An 18,012-nucleotide genomic window follows, 5' to 3' on the forward strand; every position below is an offset into this window, starting at 1 on the left:
TAGCGTTGCGTGACTGCAGTTACCATCCATGCACATGCTTGCTGTTTTTTTAATTTCTTCCACCTGACGCCAGCTCTCCATGGGTTCATTGATTGAAAGCGTCTCAGCCGAGCTTCGCCACCTTGTGCTGGCTGGCGAGCTGGCCCCGGACGAACGCGTGGTGGAGCTGGATCTGGCCGCTCGCTTGAATGTGTCGCGCACGCCGCTACGCTTGGCGTTTGCAGAACTTGAACGCGAAGGGTTATTCGAGCGCTTGCCCAAGCGCGGCTTTCGCGTACGCCGCGTCACACTGGATGAAGTAGCACAGGCTATCGATGTGCGCGGAGCGTTAGAGGGTTTGGCGGCCCGCACAGCAGCCGAGATGGGCCTCTCCACTGCGCTACGCCAGGAGTTTCGCGCTTGTGTGACTGAAGGTCGCCAGTTGGTAGATGCCGCCACCGCAGGGAACCCCCTGAATTCAGAGGATTGGGTGGCGATGAACATTCGCTTTCATCGCACCTTGATTGTTTCCGCCAACAACCCGGTACTGGCCGCTACGCTGGCCCACGTCGCTAAAACCCCTCTGGCTGCGCCGGGAGCCGTGGCGCTTGGCGGCATGCAGCCGGAGTTGGAGCTTGCGTTTCTTACCCGGGCGCAGTCAGATCACGAAGACATCGTTGACTCCATTGAGGCGCGTGAAGGTGTGCGCGCCGAGGCACTTCTTCGTGAGCACGCACGCCGCAGCCGCGATAACAAACGCCGGCTCATTCAGGCCGGCGTTGAGTTTCCAGGCGGTGGCGCAGCCGTGGTGGCGGCTGAGCGCACCAAAGCATCAGCCCTTGAAAAAGCCTTGAACGCTACTCGCTGGGAAGGCGGGATGGGATAGGCGCACTGTTGAGCTGAGAAGCTATGAGCGGGTAGTTGGTATGAAGAACGCTCAACCATTCTTCGTCGCTGAGGTGTTGGAACTCGGGCCTACGCTGTCTCATCACGATGGCCGCCTCCTTTACCTGCGCGTCATTCACATCTACGCCGATTGACAACCAAGTGTTCAACACACCAAGATGACCAGCTTGCACCGCAATACCGATGGTCTTCGGATGCACCACAAGAGGGTTGCTGAGGCTTCGATCGTTGGTCTCCATCGCATTGAGGAAAATGGTCTCGGAGTCAACAGGGAGGTTGTTTGCCAAGCTCCAATCCAATGGGGTGTTTTCCACCGCGGACACATGAAGATATTCCGGATGGGTGTTCAGCGCATAAGTCAATAGAAGCGTGGCTTGATAATTGCCCTCTGCAGCCGCATACATAGGCGCAGTAAAGCCAGAGTTGTCAACAACATTGAGAGCAGCGGGAGTCTTGAAGGCTGTGATCAAAAATTTCACTATTTCAAGCTGGTCCGTCCCGGCAGTCAGTATGGCGTGCATCAGCGCAGTACGACCTTTACTGTTCACCGCATTGATACCCTCGGGATCAAGCGCATTTACCAAGAGTCTCACCATTTCAAGCCTGTCCCCGGTTTGAGCACTGACAGCGTACATCAGTGCGGTGCTGCCGGAAGGAGACACTGCATTGAGTGCTCCCGGCTTGAGCGCACCCACCAGAAGGCGCACGAACTCGAACCTGAATCGGCTTTTACTCTGAACTGCATACATTAGAGGAGTGAAGCCTTGGCGGTCCGCCGCATGGGTAGCATCTGAAGAACCTGGGGCCTCTACTAGAAGGCGAACCATTTCGGGCTCGCACCGGTCTCCCATTTGGATGGCGAACATGAGCGCAGTACGGCCAAAAGCGTCAACGGCATTGATGGCCTCGGCGGCCTTGGGATGACCCAAGAAAACGCGTACCGTCTCGATACGCCCTGTTCCAATAGCCACTTGCAACGGACTAAACCCGTCAGCGCGGACCTCTGCGGGATTGGCACCATTCCTGAGCAGCGCAGCCACGATATGTGATTGATTTTTCTGCGCCGCAAAGGTTAAAACCGTATTTCCTTTTTCGGCGTCACCTGCGAAGGCCAGGCAGTCGAGCGCGGCCCGCATCGCCTGATCATCGGGCACTATCCAGGTTTTCTCTGCCAAGCATTTTTCCAGTGACTGCATGTCGTACATGGAAGGGGCAAGCTGAACCATTGGTGACTGGTTTCGAGCCAGTGGATCGGAGCGTGCAGGGATACGCCCGAGAGGCTGGAGATAGTCGTGATGCTCCTGGGACGGCAATTGCCGTTCTGTTTGGAGCGTATCGGCCACCGCTGTGTTGCCTACCCTCACTTGCTCGTATGGCCGCGTCCGCTTTTGGGTAACTTGTGGATTCACCCTCTCCGCGGAGTCGCGCCCGGCGGGAACTGGATTGAGATCCAAAGAAACGGTGCTGGGCAAGATAGGGGGCATGATGCAAGGATGGGGAAAAAATGAGTGCAAAAAAATGCCCCGGAACGGGGCTTAAATCCTCTTTTGCAATACTTTAGTAACCATGTAAACCCACTAGTTCCATGTTGAAACGGAAAGCTCTCGGCATGTGTACCTGTCAGGGAACCAGCATTAACTGTGGCCCATTCGCACTGACCGACAACTCCTCAAACGCCTCAACTAGCGCCCGCGAGTTGCCGCTTTCAAATGCCTGGCTCGCCACGGTTTTCCCGAAAGAGTCTTTAGCCTCCACTAGATCGCGTTAGACAGCTCGGAAAAATGGGCGTTCATTGATATCACCTCGCTGCGTGAAATCTCACTAGGGACTCCGAAATATGCGGGTGCACGGCCTTCGAAACGCTCCTGGAAAAAATGGCTCGAATCAGGGGCGTTCGGCCAAAGAAACTGAATTAATCGCCTCAGGATTTTCGGTAAAAATCCGTAACAGCTCAAATTTCCCCGATGCAAAAACCCTGTTTAACGCCCTCTCTCTCTCAAGTCTGAACTCGACACCTTCAACGCTCCTTAGCAACGCGCCCAAAATATGAGGCTGCACATTATCCACCGCATGCCACAGCGCCTTAATGACCGAACCACTCACGCCTTCCCTATCGCAAAGGTACCGTTGAGTCGCACTAACAATGTTCTGGTCCGACATTCTCAAACCACCTTCTATATCATCATTCAATTCCTGAACTTTATAGGCAGGCATGAGCTCCTCTTGCTGTGAACGCTGTTGAATTGGGCGCTGTGGAACTGTGGAAATTTCAAGCGATTTTTTTTCATATAAGTCAAACCAAAACTTTGAAAAAATAGACCCTTCTCTCAGCGCAGGGGCAACCGCTCTATTAAATAATTCGGGCGCTTGGTTGGGCAATGCATGGTCATTGTTGATATTCAATCGTGCACCCCTATTATGAAGATTCATCGATTGAAAACTGCGGTCATCAAGATACGGATTAGGAACCCCTCGACGCGCATGTTTCGGTCGATTTATATCATTCACGTAATTCGCCCAAATCTCAATCGGAACGTAAGGAGCCGACTTTCGATGGCTCGGGACAAGCCATATCGGGGCTTGCGTCATGTGCTCATCACTCACACTACCTTTGCTTGCCAGATGTTCGTCTGCAGCTTGTGCGCTGTGCAAAGGGCCGATCTGTACCATCGGTGAACTTTCCCCTTCGGCAGGAGCCGGCCCCGTCAAAGGGCCGATCTGCACCATCGGTGAGCTTTCCCATTCGGCGGGAGTCGGCCTCGTTGGAGTACGTTCGAGTGGTTGACCGTGTTCGTCAAGCTCCCGCCGGGATGCCACGCGTTCTGCTTGAAGGGTTTCGGCCACTGCCGTGTTGCCTACGGTCGCATCCTGGTCTGAGCGTGGCCGCTTTGGGGGAAGTTGTAAGTTCGTTATCTCTGAGTGCTCGCCCCCCGCAGGAGCAGGATTTGATGAAGCGTTGCTGGGCAGGATGGGGGGCATGGGAAAAAGATGAGTTAGGAATAAGTGCAGAAAGGACCAATAGCGCTTTGAAAGGGCTCATAGTCTTCTTTCGTACTACTTAAGTAACCACTCAGATCCCAAAGTTCCATGGCATACGTGAACGCTGGATCTGCCCTGCCAAAGAAGGGCCAACGCGCCTAACTGAGCCGTTCAACCAAGGATTGTTTGTGGCGGTCGTCGGTGACTGTTCTTGACTTTAAGATGGCTCGGTAGCGCGCCAAGGCCTTGCTCGTCAGGAGCAGGTGCCGTCTCTACAGGCAAGCGGGCCACCGTTGTCGGATGCGCCTTTACAGGCGATGAACGATGGAGCCCTTCGCTGTTCTTGCAGCATTATTTCCAAGGGTTCACCGCCTGCGGCGCCCACCTGGATGGGTGCCCCAGTTGGTATCCTGGGCGAGGGAGTCAAGCCAGCGACGGGCCCACTGGAGGCCAAAAGGCGCTACGCGCTAACGCCCCACCCCGCACCTCAAGAAACCTGAGATGCAGCACGCTTGCTACCCGTGAACGTTATCTCAATACTTCGAGGCCACCCATGTAGGCCTGCAGCGACTTAGGTATCGTGATGGAACCATCAGCGTTCTGGCCGTTTTCAAGCACGGCCACCAAGGCCCGGCCCACCGCGAGGCCCGAGCCGTTCAGCGTGTGCACCAGCTCGTTCTTGCCCTGGGCGTTCTTGAATCGTGCTTGCAAGCGCCGCGCCTGAAAAGCCTCGCAGTTACTCACTGAGGAGATTTCCCGGTAGGTGTTCTGCGCGGGCACCCACACTTCCAGGTCGTAAGTCTTGGTCGCACCAAAGCCCATATCGCCTGAGCACAGCAGCACCACACGGTAAGGCAACTCCAGCTGCTGCAGAACGGCCTCCGCATGGCCAACCATCTGTTCAAGCGCCTCGTAGCTCTTGTCTGGATGTGTGATCTGCACCATCTCGACTTTGTCGAACTGGTGCTGCCGAATCATGCCGCGCGTGTCTCGACCCGCGCTCCCGGCTTCGGAACGAAAGCACGGAGTGTGCGCTGTCAACCGGATGGGAAGATCTGCCTCCGCAACGATCTCATCACGCACTGTATTGGTTAGCGTAACCTCCGAAGTGGGTATGAGATACAAGGCCTCGCCCTCACCTTCCTGCCCACCCTTCTTGGCCGCAAATAGATCTGCTTCGAACTTGGGCAATTGCCCTGTCCCACGCAGGGTATCGGCATTGACGATATAGGGCGTGTAGCACTCCGTATAGCCGTGCTCGTTGGTTTGCAGATCGAGCATGAACTGCGCCAGTGCCCTGTGCAATCTGGCAATAGGGCCACGCATGAAGGTAAAGCGTGAACCGGCCAGTTTCACACCGGTATCAAAATCCAGCCCCAACGGTTCACCCAAGGCCACATGGTCACGCACCTCGAAATCGAAAGTACGGGGCGTCAGGCCGTGAGGAGCCCAGCGGCGAACCTCTACGTTTCCTGATTCATCCTCGCCTACAGGCACACTTTCATGGGGGAGATTGGGAACGGCCAAAAGCAGCGCCTGCATCTCGCCTTGCAATACATCAAGACGCGCGGCAGAAGCCTCAAGCTCATCCTTGATGGAGGCCACTTGCGCCATGACATCGTCTGCGTTTTCGCCCTTGGACTTGCGCTGTCCGATCAGTTTGCTGGCGGAATTGCGCTGAGCTTGCAGCTCCTCAGTACGGGTCTGCAAGGTCTTGCGTTCTGCCTCTAGCGCCGAGAAAGCGGCGACATCCAGAAAGGGCTGAGGATTTTTGCGAACGTTCAGGCGTTCGACGACGCCGTTCAGGTCTTTACGAAGGAGGAGCGAATCAAGCATGGGGCAATTGTAGGGGGCTACAAGCCGTCTTCGCCTTGTAGCCTCGTCTTGAACCGGCGTTCACCTCTGCGCGCTTGCCTGCTACTCAGGCAAAGCGTCGCGATTTATGAGAACGTGCTCATGAACTTAAACTGGTGGCTTACTTCAATTGGGGGCAGCCGCCGCGTCCAAGACCTTAGCTTTCGCGAGCGATTTCTGCACAGCACCAGACAAATGCGGTAGATCTCGCACCGCTGCTATCAGCGAGTTTGCCAATTTATCAGCGTCTGAAAAGTCCCTATTACGCCCTCGGGATAATCGTACTTTAATGGCCTCAATGATCAGTTCATCAGGAACGTCCAAGCCCACTTTCATCCAAACCTCCAGCCGATCCAGATACCCCGCCTGCGCGGCCGACCGGATCTCCCATGAGCTGAGGGCCTGATTTTCCTCGACTTCTCGTTTTGCACCTAGTCTGACCAGAGCGTCCAGCACGTGCGGATGCTCGGTATGGGCAACCAGCAGCAAGAGCCGCTTGTCACTCTTTTGCCGCGAGAGACTTCCCAACATGAGGTTGTGAGCTGCCTCCCTCACTTGTTCGTCCTTAACCTGTACACCAATAGATAACCAGGTGTTGAGCACGCCCAGATGCCCCTTTCTCACAGCGATCTTGATCGTTGCCTCGCTCACAACAGCAGGGTTTACAAGCCGTTTATCGTTGACCTGCATAGCGTCTAGAAAAACGCTTTCGGAGTCAACAGCCCGATTGGTTACTCGACCCCAATCCAGAGTGGTGTTTCGATCGGCGGACAGATGGAGAGATTCCGGGCAAGTCTGCAAAGCCGGGAGCAATAGACGCATGACGTCAGGGGTTCCAAATGCTGCCGCGTACATCGGCGCCGTGAACCCGTACCTGTCAACTAGATTGATAGCTTCGGGGGTGCCCAGTGCCAGCATCAACCTGTACGCAATTTGGAGCCTGTTCGGACTGGCAGATCGGAGAGAGGTTATCAGCGCGGTGTGGCCATTACAGTCGCGGACATTGAGAGCATCCGCCGTTTGGAGTGCCTCGACCAAGAGGCTCACCATTTGCACCTCGTCCCCACTTGCTCCCAGGACAGCGCGCATCAGCGCCGTCTGGCCCATAGAATCAGCGGCATTAATAAAATTCTTCTCGGCGAGTGCAGCAATCAGGATGCGCGCCATTTCGATCCTTGCCGCACCTCTACCGTAGGCGCAGCACGTCACATACATCAGCGCGGTAGAGCCGTTATGGTCCGCGGCATTGATCGCTTCTGGCGTCTTGAGTGAAGCTATCAGGATTTTGATGATTTCAAGACTATTCTCACCCCCATGCTGGATAGCGTACATAAGCGGGGTACAGCCATGAGAGTTGCGGGCATTGATGGCATCTGCCGTCTTGAGATGATCCACCAGGACAACTACTGCTTTCGTGCTTCCGTGTTTCACGGCTAAATGCAGCGGCATCCTGCCGTCACCACGGACAGCTGCGGCGTCAGCCTTACTCCTGAGCAGTGCGGCCAAAATGCAAGACTGGTTTTTCACAGCTGCAAGGGTCACCACGGTGTCCCCGCCCGCCCCTACAGCATTGATGTCTTCCACGCCCATGCAAGTCTTTGCGATCTGCACCACCTCCTCATCACTCGCGACCCCGCCATCTTCTAAATATTTTTCCAACAGCTGCATGTCGCCCCGAGGAGGGAGCTGAACCATTGGGGAATTGCTCGCGTCAGCTGCATCGCACGGTCTCGGCGCCCGTCTGGGTTGAGGGCACACCTCGTCCAGTTGGCGCTGGAATGCCTGACGCTCCAGTTGCAGCATGTCGGCCACGCCTGTCTCGCCGACAGCAACAGGCCCGGGGTATTGCCGTATGTGGGGGGCCTGCGACCTCGTACCCTGCGGGGTAGCTTCGCGGCCAGGATTCAGGTTCGGATGGGGAGGAGTGGCGCTAGACGGGAAGAGAGACATATGAACGCCATAGGCGAGATGAGGAAAGGTACGCGAGTACGCGAAAACCAAGTTCCGCGTTTTCTCACTTGCTGGTTAAGTAACCCCTCATCGCGGAAAGTTCCGTTCATCGCCCGAACGTACCTCCGAAGCAAGCTCTTCAAAAATAGATCACCGCGCAGCATCATGAGACAAGGCCGCATATGAGGTGTGGACGACCAACCCTACCGAAGGTGCGAGAGGTTGACCTCGCCGGCATCCCCGAGCTTGAGACCCTTGGGCAGCGGAAACTTGACTGTTTCCTCAATTCCATCAAGGGTGCGTACTGACACAGCGCCAAGTTCCCGCAGCCGCTCTATGACACGCCGTACCAGAATATCCGGAGCTGAAGCGCCCGCAGTCAGGCCAATCCGTGCTTTCCCCTCCAACCATTCGGGTTTTAGTTCGTCCGCGCTGTCGATCATGTAGCTTTCGGTGCCCAGTTTGCGAGCCACCTCGCGCAGGCGGTTGGAGTTGCTGCTGGTCGGGCTGCCGACCACGATCACCAGATCCACCTGTGGACTAAGGAACTTGACAGCGTCTTGCCGGTTTTGCGTGGCGTAGCAAATGTCTTGTTGCTTAGGCTCACGCACGTTCGGAAAGCGCGCTTTTACGGCAGCAGAGATTTCAGCGGCATCGTCCACGCTGAGAGTGGTTTGCGTGACAACTGCCAGCTTTTCGGTTTGCTCAGGGTGGATGCGTTGAACATCAGCCACCTCCTCCACCAGATGGATACCGCCGTCCAGTTGCCCCATGGTGCCTTCAACTTCAGGATGGCCCTTGTGGCCGATCATGATGAATTCGTAGCCTTCCTTGCGCAGCTTGGCGACCTCCACGTGAACTTTGCTGACCAGCGGGCAGGTGGCATCAAACACATTGAAGCCCCGTGCTTCGGCCTCGCGTTCTACCGATTTCGGCACGCCGTGCGCGCTGAAAACCAGGGTGGCTCCGGGAGGCACATCAGCCAGATCCTCGATGAATATGGCGCCTTTTTCCTTGAGATCGTTGACCACATAGGTGTTGTGCACGATTTCGTGACGCACATAGATGGGTCTGCCGAACTTGGCAATGGCGCGCTCCACGATTTCAATGGCGCGATCCACCCCGGCGCAAAAGCCCCGGGGAGCCGCCAGCAGGATCTCGGCTTCAGCCATCAGAGAACTCCGATCACATGCACTTCAAAGGTAACGGGTTGCCCGGCGAGCGGATGATTGAAATCCAATTGCAGGGCGCCATCATCGCGCACCGAGCGAACGACTGCAGCGAACTGGCCTTGGCCATCAGGCGTAGGCAGCTGAACCACTTCTCCCACAGCGTATTGCTCCAGGGGATCGCCCATGTCATTCAGCTCTTTGCGCGCAAGCCATTGAACCATATCAGGATTGCGCTCACCGAAGGCTTCCCCAGCGGGAATCTCGAAAGTGGTGCGCACGCCCTCCTGCAGGCCAATCAGGCGCTCTTCAACGGCTGGTGAAAGCTCCCCATTACCCAAAGAAAGGGTGGCGGGCTTGCCTTCAAACGTGTTGATCACGTCTCCCTGGGGGCCAGCCAGACGGTAGTGCAAAGTGAGAAAAGAGCCTGATTCAATCGTGGCGGTCATGCAATATTCCATAAACTACAGCGCCTATTTTATGAAACACGCCCTCATGACCGCTCGTAGGGCCATATTTTGCCTTTGAAAGACCTTCCCCCCGACGCTCGCCCCCGCGAAAAACTACTCGCACGCGGCGCCTCCGCCTTGAGCGATGTTGAACTTCTAGCCCTGCTGCTGCGCACCGGTCTTGCCGGGAAAAGTGTGTTGCATCTGGCGCAGGAACTACTGGACACCTTTGGCGGCATTGCCGGCCTGCTAAGTACAGGTGCGGACGATCTGAAGCGCATCAAAGGCCTGGGTGGCCCCGCCAAGCGCGCAGAGCTGATCGCTGTGCTGGAACTGTCCAGGCGCGCCTTGGCGCAACAGTTGAGCGAACGCTCGGCATTCGAATCGCCCGGGGCCGTCAAGGATTACCTGAAACTGCATCTATCCAGCCGGGCGCATGAGGTTTTCGCAGTCGTCTTTCTCAATTGCCAGAACCGCCTGATCGCGATGGAAGAAATGTTTCGCGGCACCCTCACACAGACGAGCGTGTATCCGCGCGAAGTAGTTTTGCGAGCCTTGCACCACAATGCCTCGGCAGTCATCCTGGCCCACAACCACCCCAGTGGCAGCGTGGAGCCCAGCCGAGCAGATGAATCTCTGACCAAAACATTGAAATCTGCACTGGCGTTGGTGGATGTCCGGGTGCTCGATCATGTGATCGTGGCCCCTGGGAAAGCACTTTCCATGGCAGAAGAAGGCCATGTCATGTAACGAGCCTGAGTGATTTCTAAGCTCCGTATGTAAAACTCGCGCCATGAAGAGCAATTCGCTGCAAGATCTGAAGAAGCTGCGCCAGCAGCTAGCTGAACGCCAAGCCAAAATAGCCGCAGAGGAATCTGCTCGGCGGAAGAACGAGACTCAATCGAAGCAAGACCAGGACCTGTTCGCCAAAGCTATCGGTGCCACGAAACCGCTGCGGCAAACCGATCGCGTAGTCCATCGGCCAGCGCCTGCCCTGCCCTTGCCGCTACAGCGTGAGCGAGATGAAAAATCCGTTCTGCGAGAGGCGATATCAGATGAGTTTGATGCGTCCACCTTGCTGCAGGTGGATGATCATCTGAGCTACCTCAGGCCCGGGCTAAGCCCGGATGTGACCTCACGGCTACGGCGTGGCCACTGGGCCGTTCAGCGTGAAATTGACCTCCACGGCTTTCGTGTGCACGAAGCGCGCGAAGCCTTGTCTGCTTTTTTGCGCGAGGTACAGCGTGCGGGCGTCAGGTGCGTGCGCGTGGTGCATGGCAAAGGCCTTGGATCGCCTGGGCGCACCCCCGTGCTCAAGGGAAAGGTGCACGGCTGGCTGATCCAGAAGCAGGAAGTGCTGGCATTCGTGCAAGCCAAGCCCCTGGAAGGCGGGGCAGGCGCGTTGCTGGTGCTGCTTCAGGGCGGTCGTGGCCCGGGGTAAACCTCTTCAGCTACGGCGTGGGGTTTGAAGGGGGGCTTGAGGATGGGCATCTCCACGGAGTCAATTGCTCTTTTTGATTACATTAAACACAAAAAAGAGCAAAGAAGCCAAGTAATCGGGATCTTAATTCAGGAAAAAATGGCACGGTTGCGGGACCATTCGGCCAAGGTTTCATGGAAGCGGCAGTTGGCCTCAAAAAGCTCAATGGCCGCCATGCTCATGAACCCTTGCTGCAAGATGCGAATTTGTTCGCGAAGTAGCTCCGCCATCTGCAGTGGGTCGAATCTGAACGAAGAGCCGAGCAGTCCTGTTCAGCTTCCTTGTTTTTGAAGGCAACTCAATCGAGGCGGATGCCATATTGCTTGATGAGTGGCGGCCAGCGTTTGGTTTCCCTGGCAATAAGCTCCGCAAACTCTGCAGGGCCGCCCGCGATGGGTTCGGTCAAGCCCGCGCGCAATTTCTCCGCGGTGGCTGGGTCCTTGAGCGCGGCAGTCGCTGCCGCATTGAGCTTGTCCACCACCTCCAGCGGGGTACCCTTGGGCACGACGAAGCCGAACCATGAACCGAATTCATAGCCGGGAACCCCACTTTCTGCAATCGTCGGCACAGCCGGCAAGGCGCTCGAACGCTTCGCGCCCGTGGTGGCCAGTGCCTTTAACTTGCCAGATTTGATGTGCGGCAGCGCCGCGAGAGGAAAGGCCATGACCGTGTCGATCTGACCACCCAGCGCATCGACAATGGCTGGGGCCCCACCCTTGTACGGCACGTGGGTGAGTTCGATCTTGGCCATGGCTTCAAGCATCTTGGCAGCGATATGGTTAGCACTGCCATTGCCTGCTGTTCCATAGGTGTATTTGCCCGGCGACTTGCGGGCAAGTTCGATGAATTCCGACATGGTCCTGGCCGGGAACGCCGCGTTCGCGCAGAGCACCAGGTCGGTCGAGGTGAGCCAGCTCACCGGCATCAGATTCGCAGCAGAGAAGCCGGTCGATGGGTACAGAGATGGGTTGAACGCCAGGATGCCCTGGTTGACGAACGTGACCGTGTAACCGTCCGGCGCGGCCTTGGAGCCATACGCGACACCAATGTTGCCGGCAGCCCCGGCGCGGTTGTCGATGATGACTGGTTGGCCCAGTACCTCCTGCATCCTGGTTTGCAAGGCCCGGCACACCGCGTCTGCATCGCCGCCGGGGGGCTGTGGCACCACGAGTGAGATGGGTTTGTCAGGAAATCTGCCTTGGGCCCATACCTTGGTCTCAGGCAACCAAAGGCCAGCGCCCGCTGTCGCTCCTGCGGCGATGTGAAGAAATTGGCGGCGTGTTCTGTTCATCGTGGTTGTCTCCTTTGGGTTGGTGTGTGCAAAAAACTGACTTCTTGCCATATTGATGTTTTTAATCATAAAATACAATCATATCAAAACGCAAGAGTAAATTTCCACCTCGGAGTCCCGCACGATGACCAACCTGATTTCGCCGAAGAACTTGCCCGGCACCGACCTTCGCTACTTCGATGTCAAATCCGCCGTAAATGCTCTGGAACCCGGTGCGTTTTTGCGCATGCCCTATTGCGTTCGAGTCTTTGCGGAGAGTCTCATCCGCAAAAGCCAGGGCACGCCCGGCTCCGAGGCGATGCTGCGCTCGTTGGTAGACCGGAGGCACGATATCGATTTCCCGTTCTATCCGGCACGAGTAGTGCTGCAAGACTTGCTGGGCACCCCTGCCCTGGTCGACTTGGCTGGCATGCGGGACGCCGTTGCTGAGGCCGGTGGAGACCCAAGGCGGGTCAATCCGGTGGTGCCGACGCAACTGGTCGTCGACCATTCTCTGAACGTGGAAGTAGCCGGATTCGAGCGAGATGCCATGCCGCGCAACATGGCCATCGAACAAAAGAAAAATGCGGAACGATTCGAGTTTCTGGCCTGGTGCAAGCAGGCCTTCACCAATCTGGACGTGTTGATGCCGGGTAGCGGCATCCTCCACCAAATCAACATCGAGCGCATGTCGCCTGTCGTGCAGGTTCAGGATGGAATTGCGTTCCCCGACACCTTGGTGGGTACTGACAGCCACACCACAATGATTGACGCCCTGGGGGTGGTGGGTTGGGGAGTCGGCGGGCTGGAAGCAGAATCAGTGATGCTTGGACGCGCCAGTTGGATGCGTCTACCGCAAATCGTGCAGGTACGCCTGGAAGGCAAGGTTCAACCTGGCGTTCTGGCCACTGATGTCGTGCTAGCACTGACCGAATTTTTGCGCACCCAGGATGTGGTGGGTGCCATCCTTGAATTCCACGGCTCCGGCGTTGCCGCCCTGCCGCTGGCCGACCGAGCCACCATTTCCAACATGGCACCCGAGTTCGGCGCGACCGCCGCCATGTTCGCAATCGACGAGCGTACGCTCGACTACCTGCTGCTGACGGGCCGCGGTGCGGCGCAGACGGAACTCGTCGCCATCTACGCCAAGGCCCAAGGCCTCTGGGCCGATGCATTCGATCAGGCCCAGTACGACCGCACCTTGTCTTTTGACCTGTCCACAATTGAGTTGGCACTGGCAGGGCCAAGCGATCCACACCAACGACGCCCGCTTGCCACCCTCAAAGAACAGGGCATCGCGGTGGCCCACGCCAATGTACCGAACGATGGGCCGATGCCTGAAGGCGCGGTAGTTATCGCCGCCATCACCAGTTGCACCAACACCTCCAACCCACGCAGCCTGATTGCCGCAGGGCTGTTGGCGCAGAAAGCAGTCGCACGTGGCATGGTGCGCAAACCCTGGGTGAAGACATCCCTGGCGCCAGGCTCACAAGCGGTGGAGAAATACCTTACGGAAGGTGGTCTGCTGGCCCCCCTGGAACAATTAGGTTTCGGGATCATCGGCTTCGGCTGCACGTCTTGCAACGGGATGTCCGGGCCTCTGGCACCGGCCATCGAGAAAGAGATTCTGGAGCGGCAACTGCTGACGACGGCCGTGCTCTCTGGTAACCGCAATTTCGACGGCCGGGTGCACCCCCGGGTCAAGGAGGCTTACCTCGCCTCCCCAGCGCTCGTGGTCGCGTACGCCCTCGCCGGCTCCATCCGTGTCGACGTGGCCCATGACCCATTGGCCAAGGACGCGAGCGGCAAGGATGTGCTGCTGGCCGACCTTTGGCCAACCGATGCGGAAATCGACAAGGTACTGCACGCGTCTGTAAACGCTGAGCAATTCACCAGCGTCTACGACCCTATGTTCCAACGCATAGCCGACTCGCAGGGCGACGGCGGCCAAACCGCTTCGATTCAATACGCTTGGCACGAAGACAGCACCTACATCCGTCGGCCGCCCTACTGGCAAAACCGGTTCACCCAATTGGGTGCCTTCCAGGGTATGCGCGCTTTGGCACTGCTCGGCGACAACGTCACCACTGACCACTTGTCGCCATCCGGGGCGATTCTTTCCGAGAGCGCCGCTGGAGAATTCCTCATGAGCAAGGGCGTGAAACCCGTTGACTTCAACAGCTACGGTACCCGCCGCGGAGATCACGTGGTCGCCATCCGAGCGACCTTCGCCAATAACCGCCTGAAGAATGAAATGGCAGGCAAGGAAGGCTCACTGGCACGGGTCGAACCGGAGGGCAAGGTAATGCGTCTCTTCGAAGCTGCGGAGACCTACATGGACAGAGGTCAGCCCCTCATTATCGTGGCCGGTCGAAACTACGGTTCGGGTTCCTCGCGCGACTGGGCAGCCAAGGGCGTACGACTCATCGGCGTGCAGGCCGTTGTCTGCGAGAACTTCGAACGCATTCATCGGACCAACTTGGTTGGCATGGGCGTGTTGCCACTGGAATTTGCTGAAGGGGTCACACGAAAGACACTGGGTCTCGACGGCACGGAGACTTTCGACATTGCCGACTGGCATGGCGTTCCACAAGCAGGTGCAAAGCTGTGCCTGAGAGTGCACCGTGTGGATGGCAGTGTCGTGGAAGCCGATGTGATCTGCCGTATCGACACCGAGGAAGAACGCCAGGTGTTCTCCGCGGGTGGTCTGCTGCCCCGCATGCGCGATGAGTTTTTGCAAGCGGCGTAGTGAAAATGCAAGCGCAATCCTCGATGCCAACCTGGCGGGCTTACGTCGGCTGCAGAACGACGAAAGAGCGCCACGCTCGAGGTCGCGGCATCGTCATGTACGAGGTCCCGGCACAAGGCCCATGGATTCAGCGACACATCGCAGAAGCGGGCGAAAACCCTTCTTTCCTTTGCATGCATCCCGGCGGTCAGTTTCTCTACACGGTTCATGGGGACCGTGATGCCGTGAGTGCTTTCGCCATTCATGCCTCAGACGGCAGATTGACGAAGCTGGGGAGCTGGTCCGTGGAAGGAAGAAACCCGGTGCATCTCGCGTTCTCGCCCGATGGCCAATGGCTGCTCGCCGCTTGTTATGCCACCGGCAATGTCAGTTCCCTGCCTGTGCTAAACGACGGGCAACTCGGGCCAGTGGCCAATACCCTGAGCCTGCCGTGCGCCCCTGGCCCCCTGCAGCAGCACCAGAAGGGCTCGCACCCGCACCAGTTGGTGTTCGATCCAACCGGCCGATGGTTGCTGGTGCCGGACAAAGGCAGTGACCGCGTTTTTGTGTTGACTTTGCACGCCGGTACAGGTGAGCTGAAACTGGCCAATTCGACAGAATTTCCACCGGGAAGCGGTCCACGGCATTTGGTTTTCAACGCGGCTGGCCACCATGTGTACCTGGCGTGCGAGCTAAGCAGCCAAATCTGCTACTGCCATTTCAACAAGGACACCGGGCAACTGGCCGTGGTGCAAACACTAGCGACCGTGCCGCCGGAATCCATCACGGGTAACTCCGCCGCTGGAATCGTGATGGCAAATGAGGGAAGCGCTGTCCATGTTTCCAACCGCGGCCACGACAGCGTTGCCAGCTTCGAAATACACACGTCCACTGGGCAGCTTGCCTCCGTGGGTTACGCGTTGACTGGCGGACGCACACCACGTTTCATCACCATGACACCCCGTGGTGACGCTGTCGTCGCCGCCAACGAAGACAGCGACACCATCTTCGCGATGCCGGCACCGCAGCCGGTATCGACAGAGCAGCCAACACCTGCGACTTCATTACTCGCGCGCACCGGCAGCCCGGTGTGCATTGTTTTCACTAAGGAACGCTCATGACCCAAGCCAAACAAATCGCCATCCGAGCCACCTACATGCGTGGAGGCACAAGCAAAGGCGTGTTCTTCACACCAGAAGACTTGCCAGAATCCGCCCGAAATGACAATACTGCGCGAGACCGACTGATGATGCGTGTCATCGGAAGCCCTGACGCCTACGGCAAACAGATTGACGGCATGGGGGCGGCCACCTCCAGCACTAGCAAGGTGGTCATCGTGAGCAAAAGCAACCGTGAGGACAGTGATGTCGACTACCTGTTCGGCGCGGTCGACATCGAAAAACCAGTGGTGGATTGGAGCGGCAACTGCGGCAACCTGACTTCCGCTGTAGGGCCTTTTGCGATTGCTCGCGGCTTGGTCGATGCCCCCCGGAATGGCATTGCAGTCGTGCGGATCTGGCAAGCGAACATTAAAAAACGCATCATCGCCCACGTAGCTATGCAAGATGGCGAAGTCGTGGAAACGGGTGACTTCGAGCTGGATGGCGTCACCTTTCCAGCCGCAGAAATCAAGATCGAGTTCCTGGACCCGGGCGCCGACGAAGACAGCGAAGGCGGTGCGATGTTCCCCACCGGCAATCGTGTCGATACGCTCGATGTACCGGGCGTGGGCGTTGTAGAGGTCACGTTGATCAACGCAGGAAATCCAAGCATTTTCATCGACGCTGCCACGGTCGGCCTGGGCGGCACCGAGATGCAGGGAACAGTCAATGGCAATGCAGAACTGCTGGCGAAGCTCGAAGCCATTCGCGCGCACGCCACGGTGGCCATGGGCCTGACGGCAACGGCTCAGGAGGCCAGTGAGAAACGCCCACACACACCAAAGATAGCGTTTGTATCGCCGCCTGCGAGCTACATGGCGTCGAATGGGAAGGCTGTTGCGGCCTCTGACTTAGACCTTGTCGCGCGCATCATGTCCATGGGCAAGTTGCACCACGCCATGACGGGCACGGGTGCCGTCGCCATCGCTGTCGCGTCTGCCATTCCAGGAACCGTCGTTAGCCGGCTTATGGAAGGTAAGCTTAGCGAAGGCGTGCGCTTCGGGCACCCATCAGGTTCGCTCAGGGTCGGCGCCGAAGCCGTAGAACAAGGTGGCGAATGGTCTGTGACCAAAGCCATCATGAGCCGGAGCGCTCGACGTTTGATGGACGGAAGCGTATTTGTCCCGGCCAATTTCTGACCACTATTCAGCCGTGCGTGTTGCGCATCCAGTCCGCCGTCTGGAAAAAGCTCTTGGCCAACCGGGTACGCAGATCCTCGTCAACACCGGTCTCCAGCATGGCCTGATTCATACAGGCCAGCCATTGGTCTCGCTCTAGGATGCCAATGGAAAACGGAAGATGGCGCATACGAAGGCGTGGGTGTCCAAACCGTTCCTCGTAGTGTGCAGGGCCGCCAAGCCAGCCGCACAGGAACCAGAAAAGCTTTTCCCGTGCACTGGCGAGTGTGTTGCCATGGGCAGCGCGCAGGGCGGTGTAATCCTGCTCAAGGTCCATAAGATCGTAGAAGCGATCCACCAGCAGACGCACGGCCTCCTCGCCGCCGATACGCTCAAATGGTGTGGATTCAGAAGTGTTTTCAGTCAAGTTAAGCGCCCGCCAGGTAAAAATCATGCCCCCTTGCTATTGGTGGCTTCTAGCGATTTTAAGAAGTTGTCCACGAGCGATTGATACGGCCTTATGAAGTTTGAATTTCGTTCGCCCGGAGAAGGATCTAAACCCTTGGACCTCAAAAAAAACCGTTCGCGCTGAGGTTCTATGGTTTCGGTCAAGCATAAAAGCCGTTCGAGGTTCTATGGTTTTCGTCAAGTTTTTACAGCAACGATGGAGGCGTCGAAGTTGCTTTTTTGCTTGAACAGTGAGAATGCCACGCGCAGGAGTTTTCGGGCGAGCACGATCAGGGCAGCGGTTGTGCTCAACCCTTTCTCGCGCTGAGCATGATAGAACCCATTCCAGGTCTTGGTGCGAGCTGCCGACATCGCAGCAGCGTACAGAAGGCGTCGGATCTCCGGCCAGCCTCTCTTGGACAGACGCCGTTGGCCCGTTTTATTGCCTGAGTCGTTCGGGCGCGGGTCTAGTCCGGTGAATGCGACGACAGCATCAGCACTGAGCTTGTGCATGCGCCCGAAG

At 57.4% G+C, this 18,012-nt stretch carries 16 protein-coding genes; 6 read left to right on the plus strand and 10 right to left on the minus strand.

Annotated elements, in window-relative coordinates; translation table 11 throughout:
* Positions 1–79: 79 nt before the first annotated feature.
* The gene (locus tag G518_RS36680; RefSeq protein WP_084652216.1) at positions 80–865 is read left to right on the plus strand and encodes a GntR family transcriptional regulator; all 786 of its coding nucleotides are present in this window, start codon (positions 80–82) and stop codon (positions 863–865) included.
* Here G518_RS36680 and G518_RS0123970 read toward each other — a convergent pair.
* From G518_RS0123970 to G518_RS0123995, 6 genes are all read right to left on the minus strand, one after another.
* Positions 837–2,369, minus strand: coding sequence for an ankyrin repeat domain-containing protein (locus tag G518_RS0123970; protein WP_084652218.1), 1,533 nt, complete (start codon positions 2,367–2,369; stop codon positions 837–839). The genes G518_RS36680 and G518_RS0123970 overlap by 29 nt on opposite strands.
* A gap of 400 nt (positions 2,370–2,769) precedes the next feature.
* A complete protein-coding gene (locus G518_RS40140) occupies positions 2,770–3,612 on the minus strand; it encodes a hypothetical protein (RefSeq protein ID WP_211231762.1) in 843 nt (280 codons plus the stop codon).
* Between the two features lie 780 nt (positions 3,613–4,392).
* Positions 4,393–5,700, minus strand: a complete 1,308-nt coding sequence (gene serS, locus G518_RS0123980) for a serine--tRNA ligase (protein ID WP_028604690.1) — start codon at positions 5,698–5,700, stop codon at positions 4,393–4,395.
* A gap of 144 nt (positions 5,701–5,844) precedes the next feature.
* On the minus strand, positions 5,845–7,386 hold the full coding sequence (locus G518_RS0123985; protein ID WP_169458002.1) for an ankyrin repeat domain-containing protein: 1,542 nt from the start codon (positions 7,384–7,386) through the stop codon (positions 5,845–5,847).
* Between the two features lie 485 nt (positions 7,387–7,871).
* Entirely contained in the window at positions 7,872–8,840 is a 969-nt protein-coding gene (gene ispH, locus G518_RS0123990) for a 4-hydroxy-3-methylbut-2-enyl diphosphate reductase (protein ID WP_028604692.1), read from the minus strand.
* On the minus strand, positions 8,840–9,286 hold the full coding sequence (locus G518_RS0123995) for an FKBP-type peptidyl-prolyl cis-trans isomerase (RefSeq protein ID WP_028604693.1): 447 nt from the start codon (positions 9,284–9,286) through the stop codon (positions 8,840–8,842). The genes ispH and G518_RS0123995 overlap by 1 nt, the downstream gene beginning before the upstream one ends.
* 69 nt (positions 9,287–9,355) lie before the next feature.
* Here G518_RS0123995 and radC point away from each other — a divergent pair, with 69 nt between their 5' ends.
* Both radC and G518_RS0124005 read left to right on the plus strand, forming a co-directional pair.
* Entirely contained in the window at positions 9,356–10,036 is a 681-nt protein-coding gene (gene radC / locus G518_RS0124000) for a RadC family protein (RefSeq protein WP_028604694.1), read from the plus strand.
* Positions 10,037–10,079: 43 nt separating this feature from the next.
* Positions 10,080–10,727 (plus strand): Smr/MutS family protein, encoded by a 648-nt coding sequence (locus G518_RS0124005; protein WP_028604695.1) that lies wholly within the window; start codon positions 10,080–10,082, stop codon positions 10,725–10,727.
* 128 nt (positions 10,728–10,855) lie between these two features.
* On the opposite strand, the gene G518_RS40735 is transcribed toward G518_RS0124005, so the two are convergent.
* Complete coding sequence (locus G518_RS40735; protein ID WP_156909529.1) at positions 10,856–10,996, minus strand: hypothetical protein; 141 nt, start codon at positions 10,994–10,996, stop codon at positions 10,856–10,858.
* 68 nt (positions 10,997–11,064) lie between these two features.
* The gene (locus tag G518_RS0124015) at positions 11,065–12,057 is read right to left on the minus strand and encodes a Bug family tripartite tricarboxylate transporter substrate binding protein (RefSeq protein ID WP_028604696.1); all 993 of its coding nucleotides are present in this window, start codon (positions 12,055–12,057) and stop codon (positions 11,065–11,067) included.
* A 124-nt stretch (positions 12,058–12,181) separates the two neighbouring features.
* Between G518_RS0124015 and acnA the strand changes: the two genes are divergently transcribed.
* Genes acnA through prpF form a run of 3 tightly spaced genes read left to right on the plus strand, consistent with a single transcriptional unit; the run spans position 12,182 to position 17,063 of the window.
* On the plus strand, positions 12,182–14,785 hold the full coding sequence (acnA, locus tag G518_RS0124020) for an aconitate hydratase AcnA (protein ID WP_028604697.1): 2,604 nt from the start codon (positions 12,182–12,184) through the stop codon (positions 14,783–14,785).
* Between the two features lie 5 nt (positions 14,786–14,790).
* Positions 14,791–15,885 carry a lactonase family protein gene (locus G518_RS0124025; protein ID WP_028604698.1) on the plus strand — a complete coding sequence of 365 codons (1,095 nt, stop codon included), beginning with the start codon at positions 14,791–14,793 and terminating at the stop codon, positions 15,883–15,885.
* Positions 15,882–17,063 (plus strand): 2-methylaconitate cis-trans isomerase PrpF, encoded by a 1,182-nt coding sequence (gene prpF, locus G518_RS0124030; protein ID WP_028604699.1) that lies wholly within the window; start codon positions 15,882–15,884, stop codon positions 17,061–17,063. The genes G518_RS0124025 and prpF overlap by 4 nt, the downstream gene beginning before the upstream one ends.
* A gap of 7 nt (positions 17,064–17,070) precedes the next feature.
* On the opposite strand, the gene G518_RS0124035 is transcribed toward prpF, so the two are convergent.
* Positions 17,071–17,496, minus strand: coding sequence for a group II truncated hemoglobin (locus G518_RS0124035; protein WP_036595881.1), 426 nt, complete (start codon positions 17,494–17,496; stop codon positions 17,071–17,073).
* 191 nt (positions 17,497–17,687) lie between these two features.
* Positions 17,688–18,012, minus strand: a 325-nt coding sequence (locus G518_RS0124040; protein ID WP_028604701.1) for a transposase, incomplete at its 5' end; no start/stop codon positions are given.

It is taken from the genome of Ottowia thiooxydans DSM 14619, assembly GCF_000422885.1.
In the GTDB taxonomy this organism is placed as follows: domain Bacteria; phylum Pseudomonadota; class Gammaproteobacteria; order Burkholderiales; family Burkholderiaceae_C; genus Ottowia; species Ottowia thiooxydans.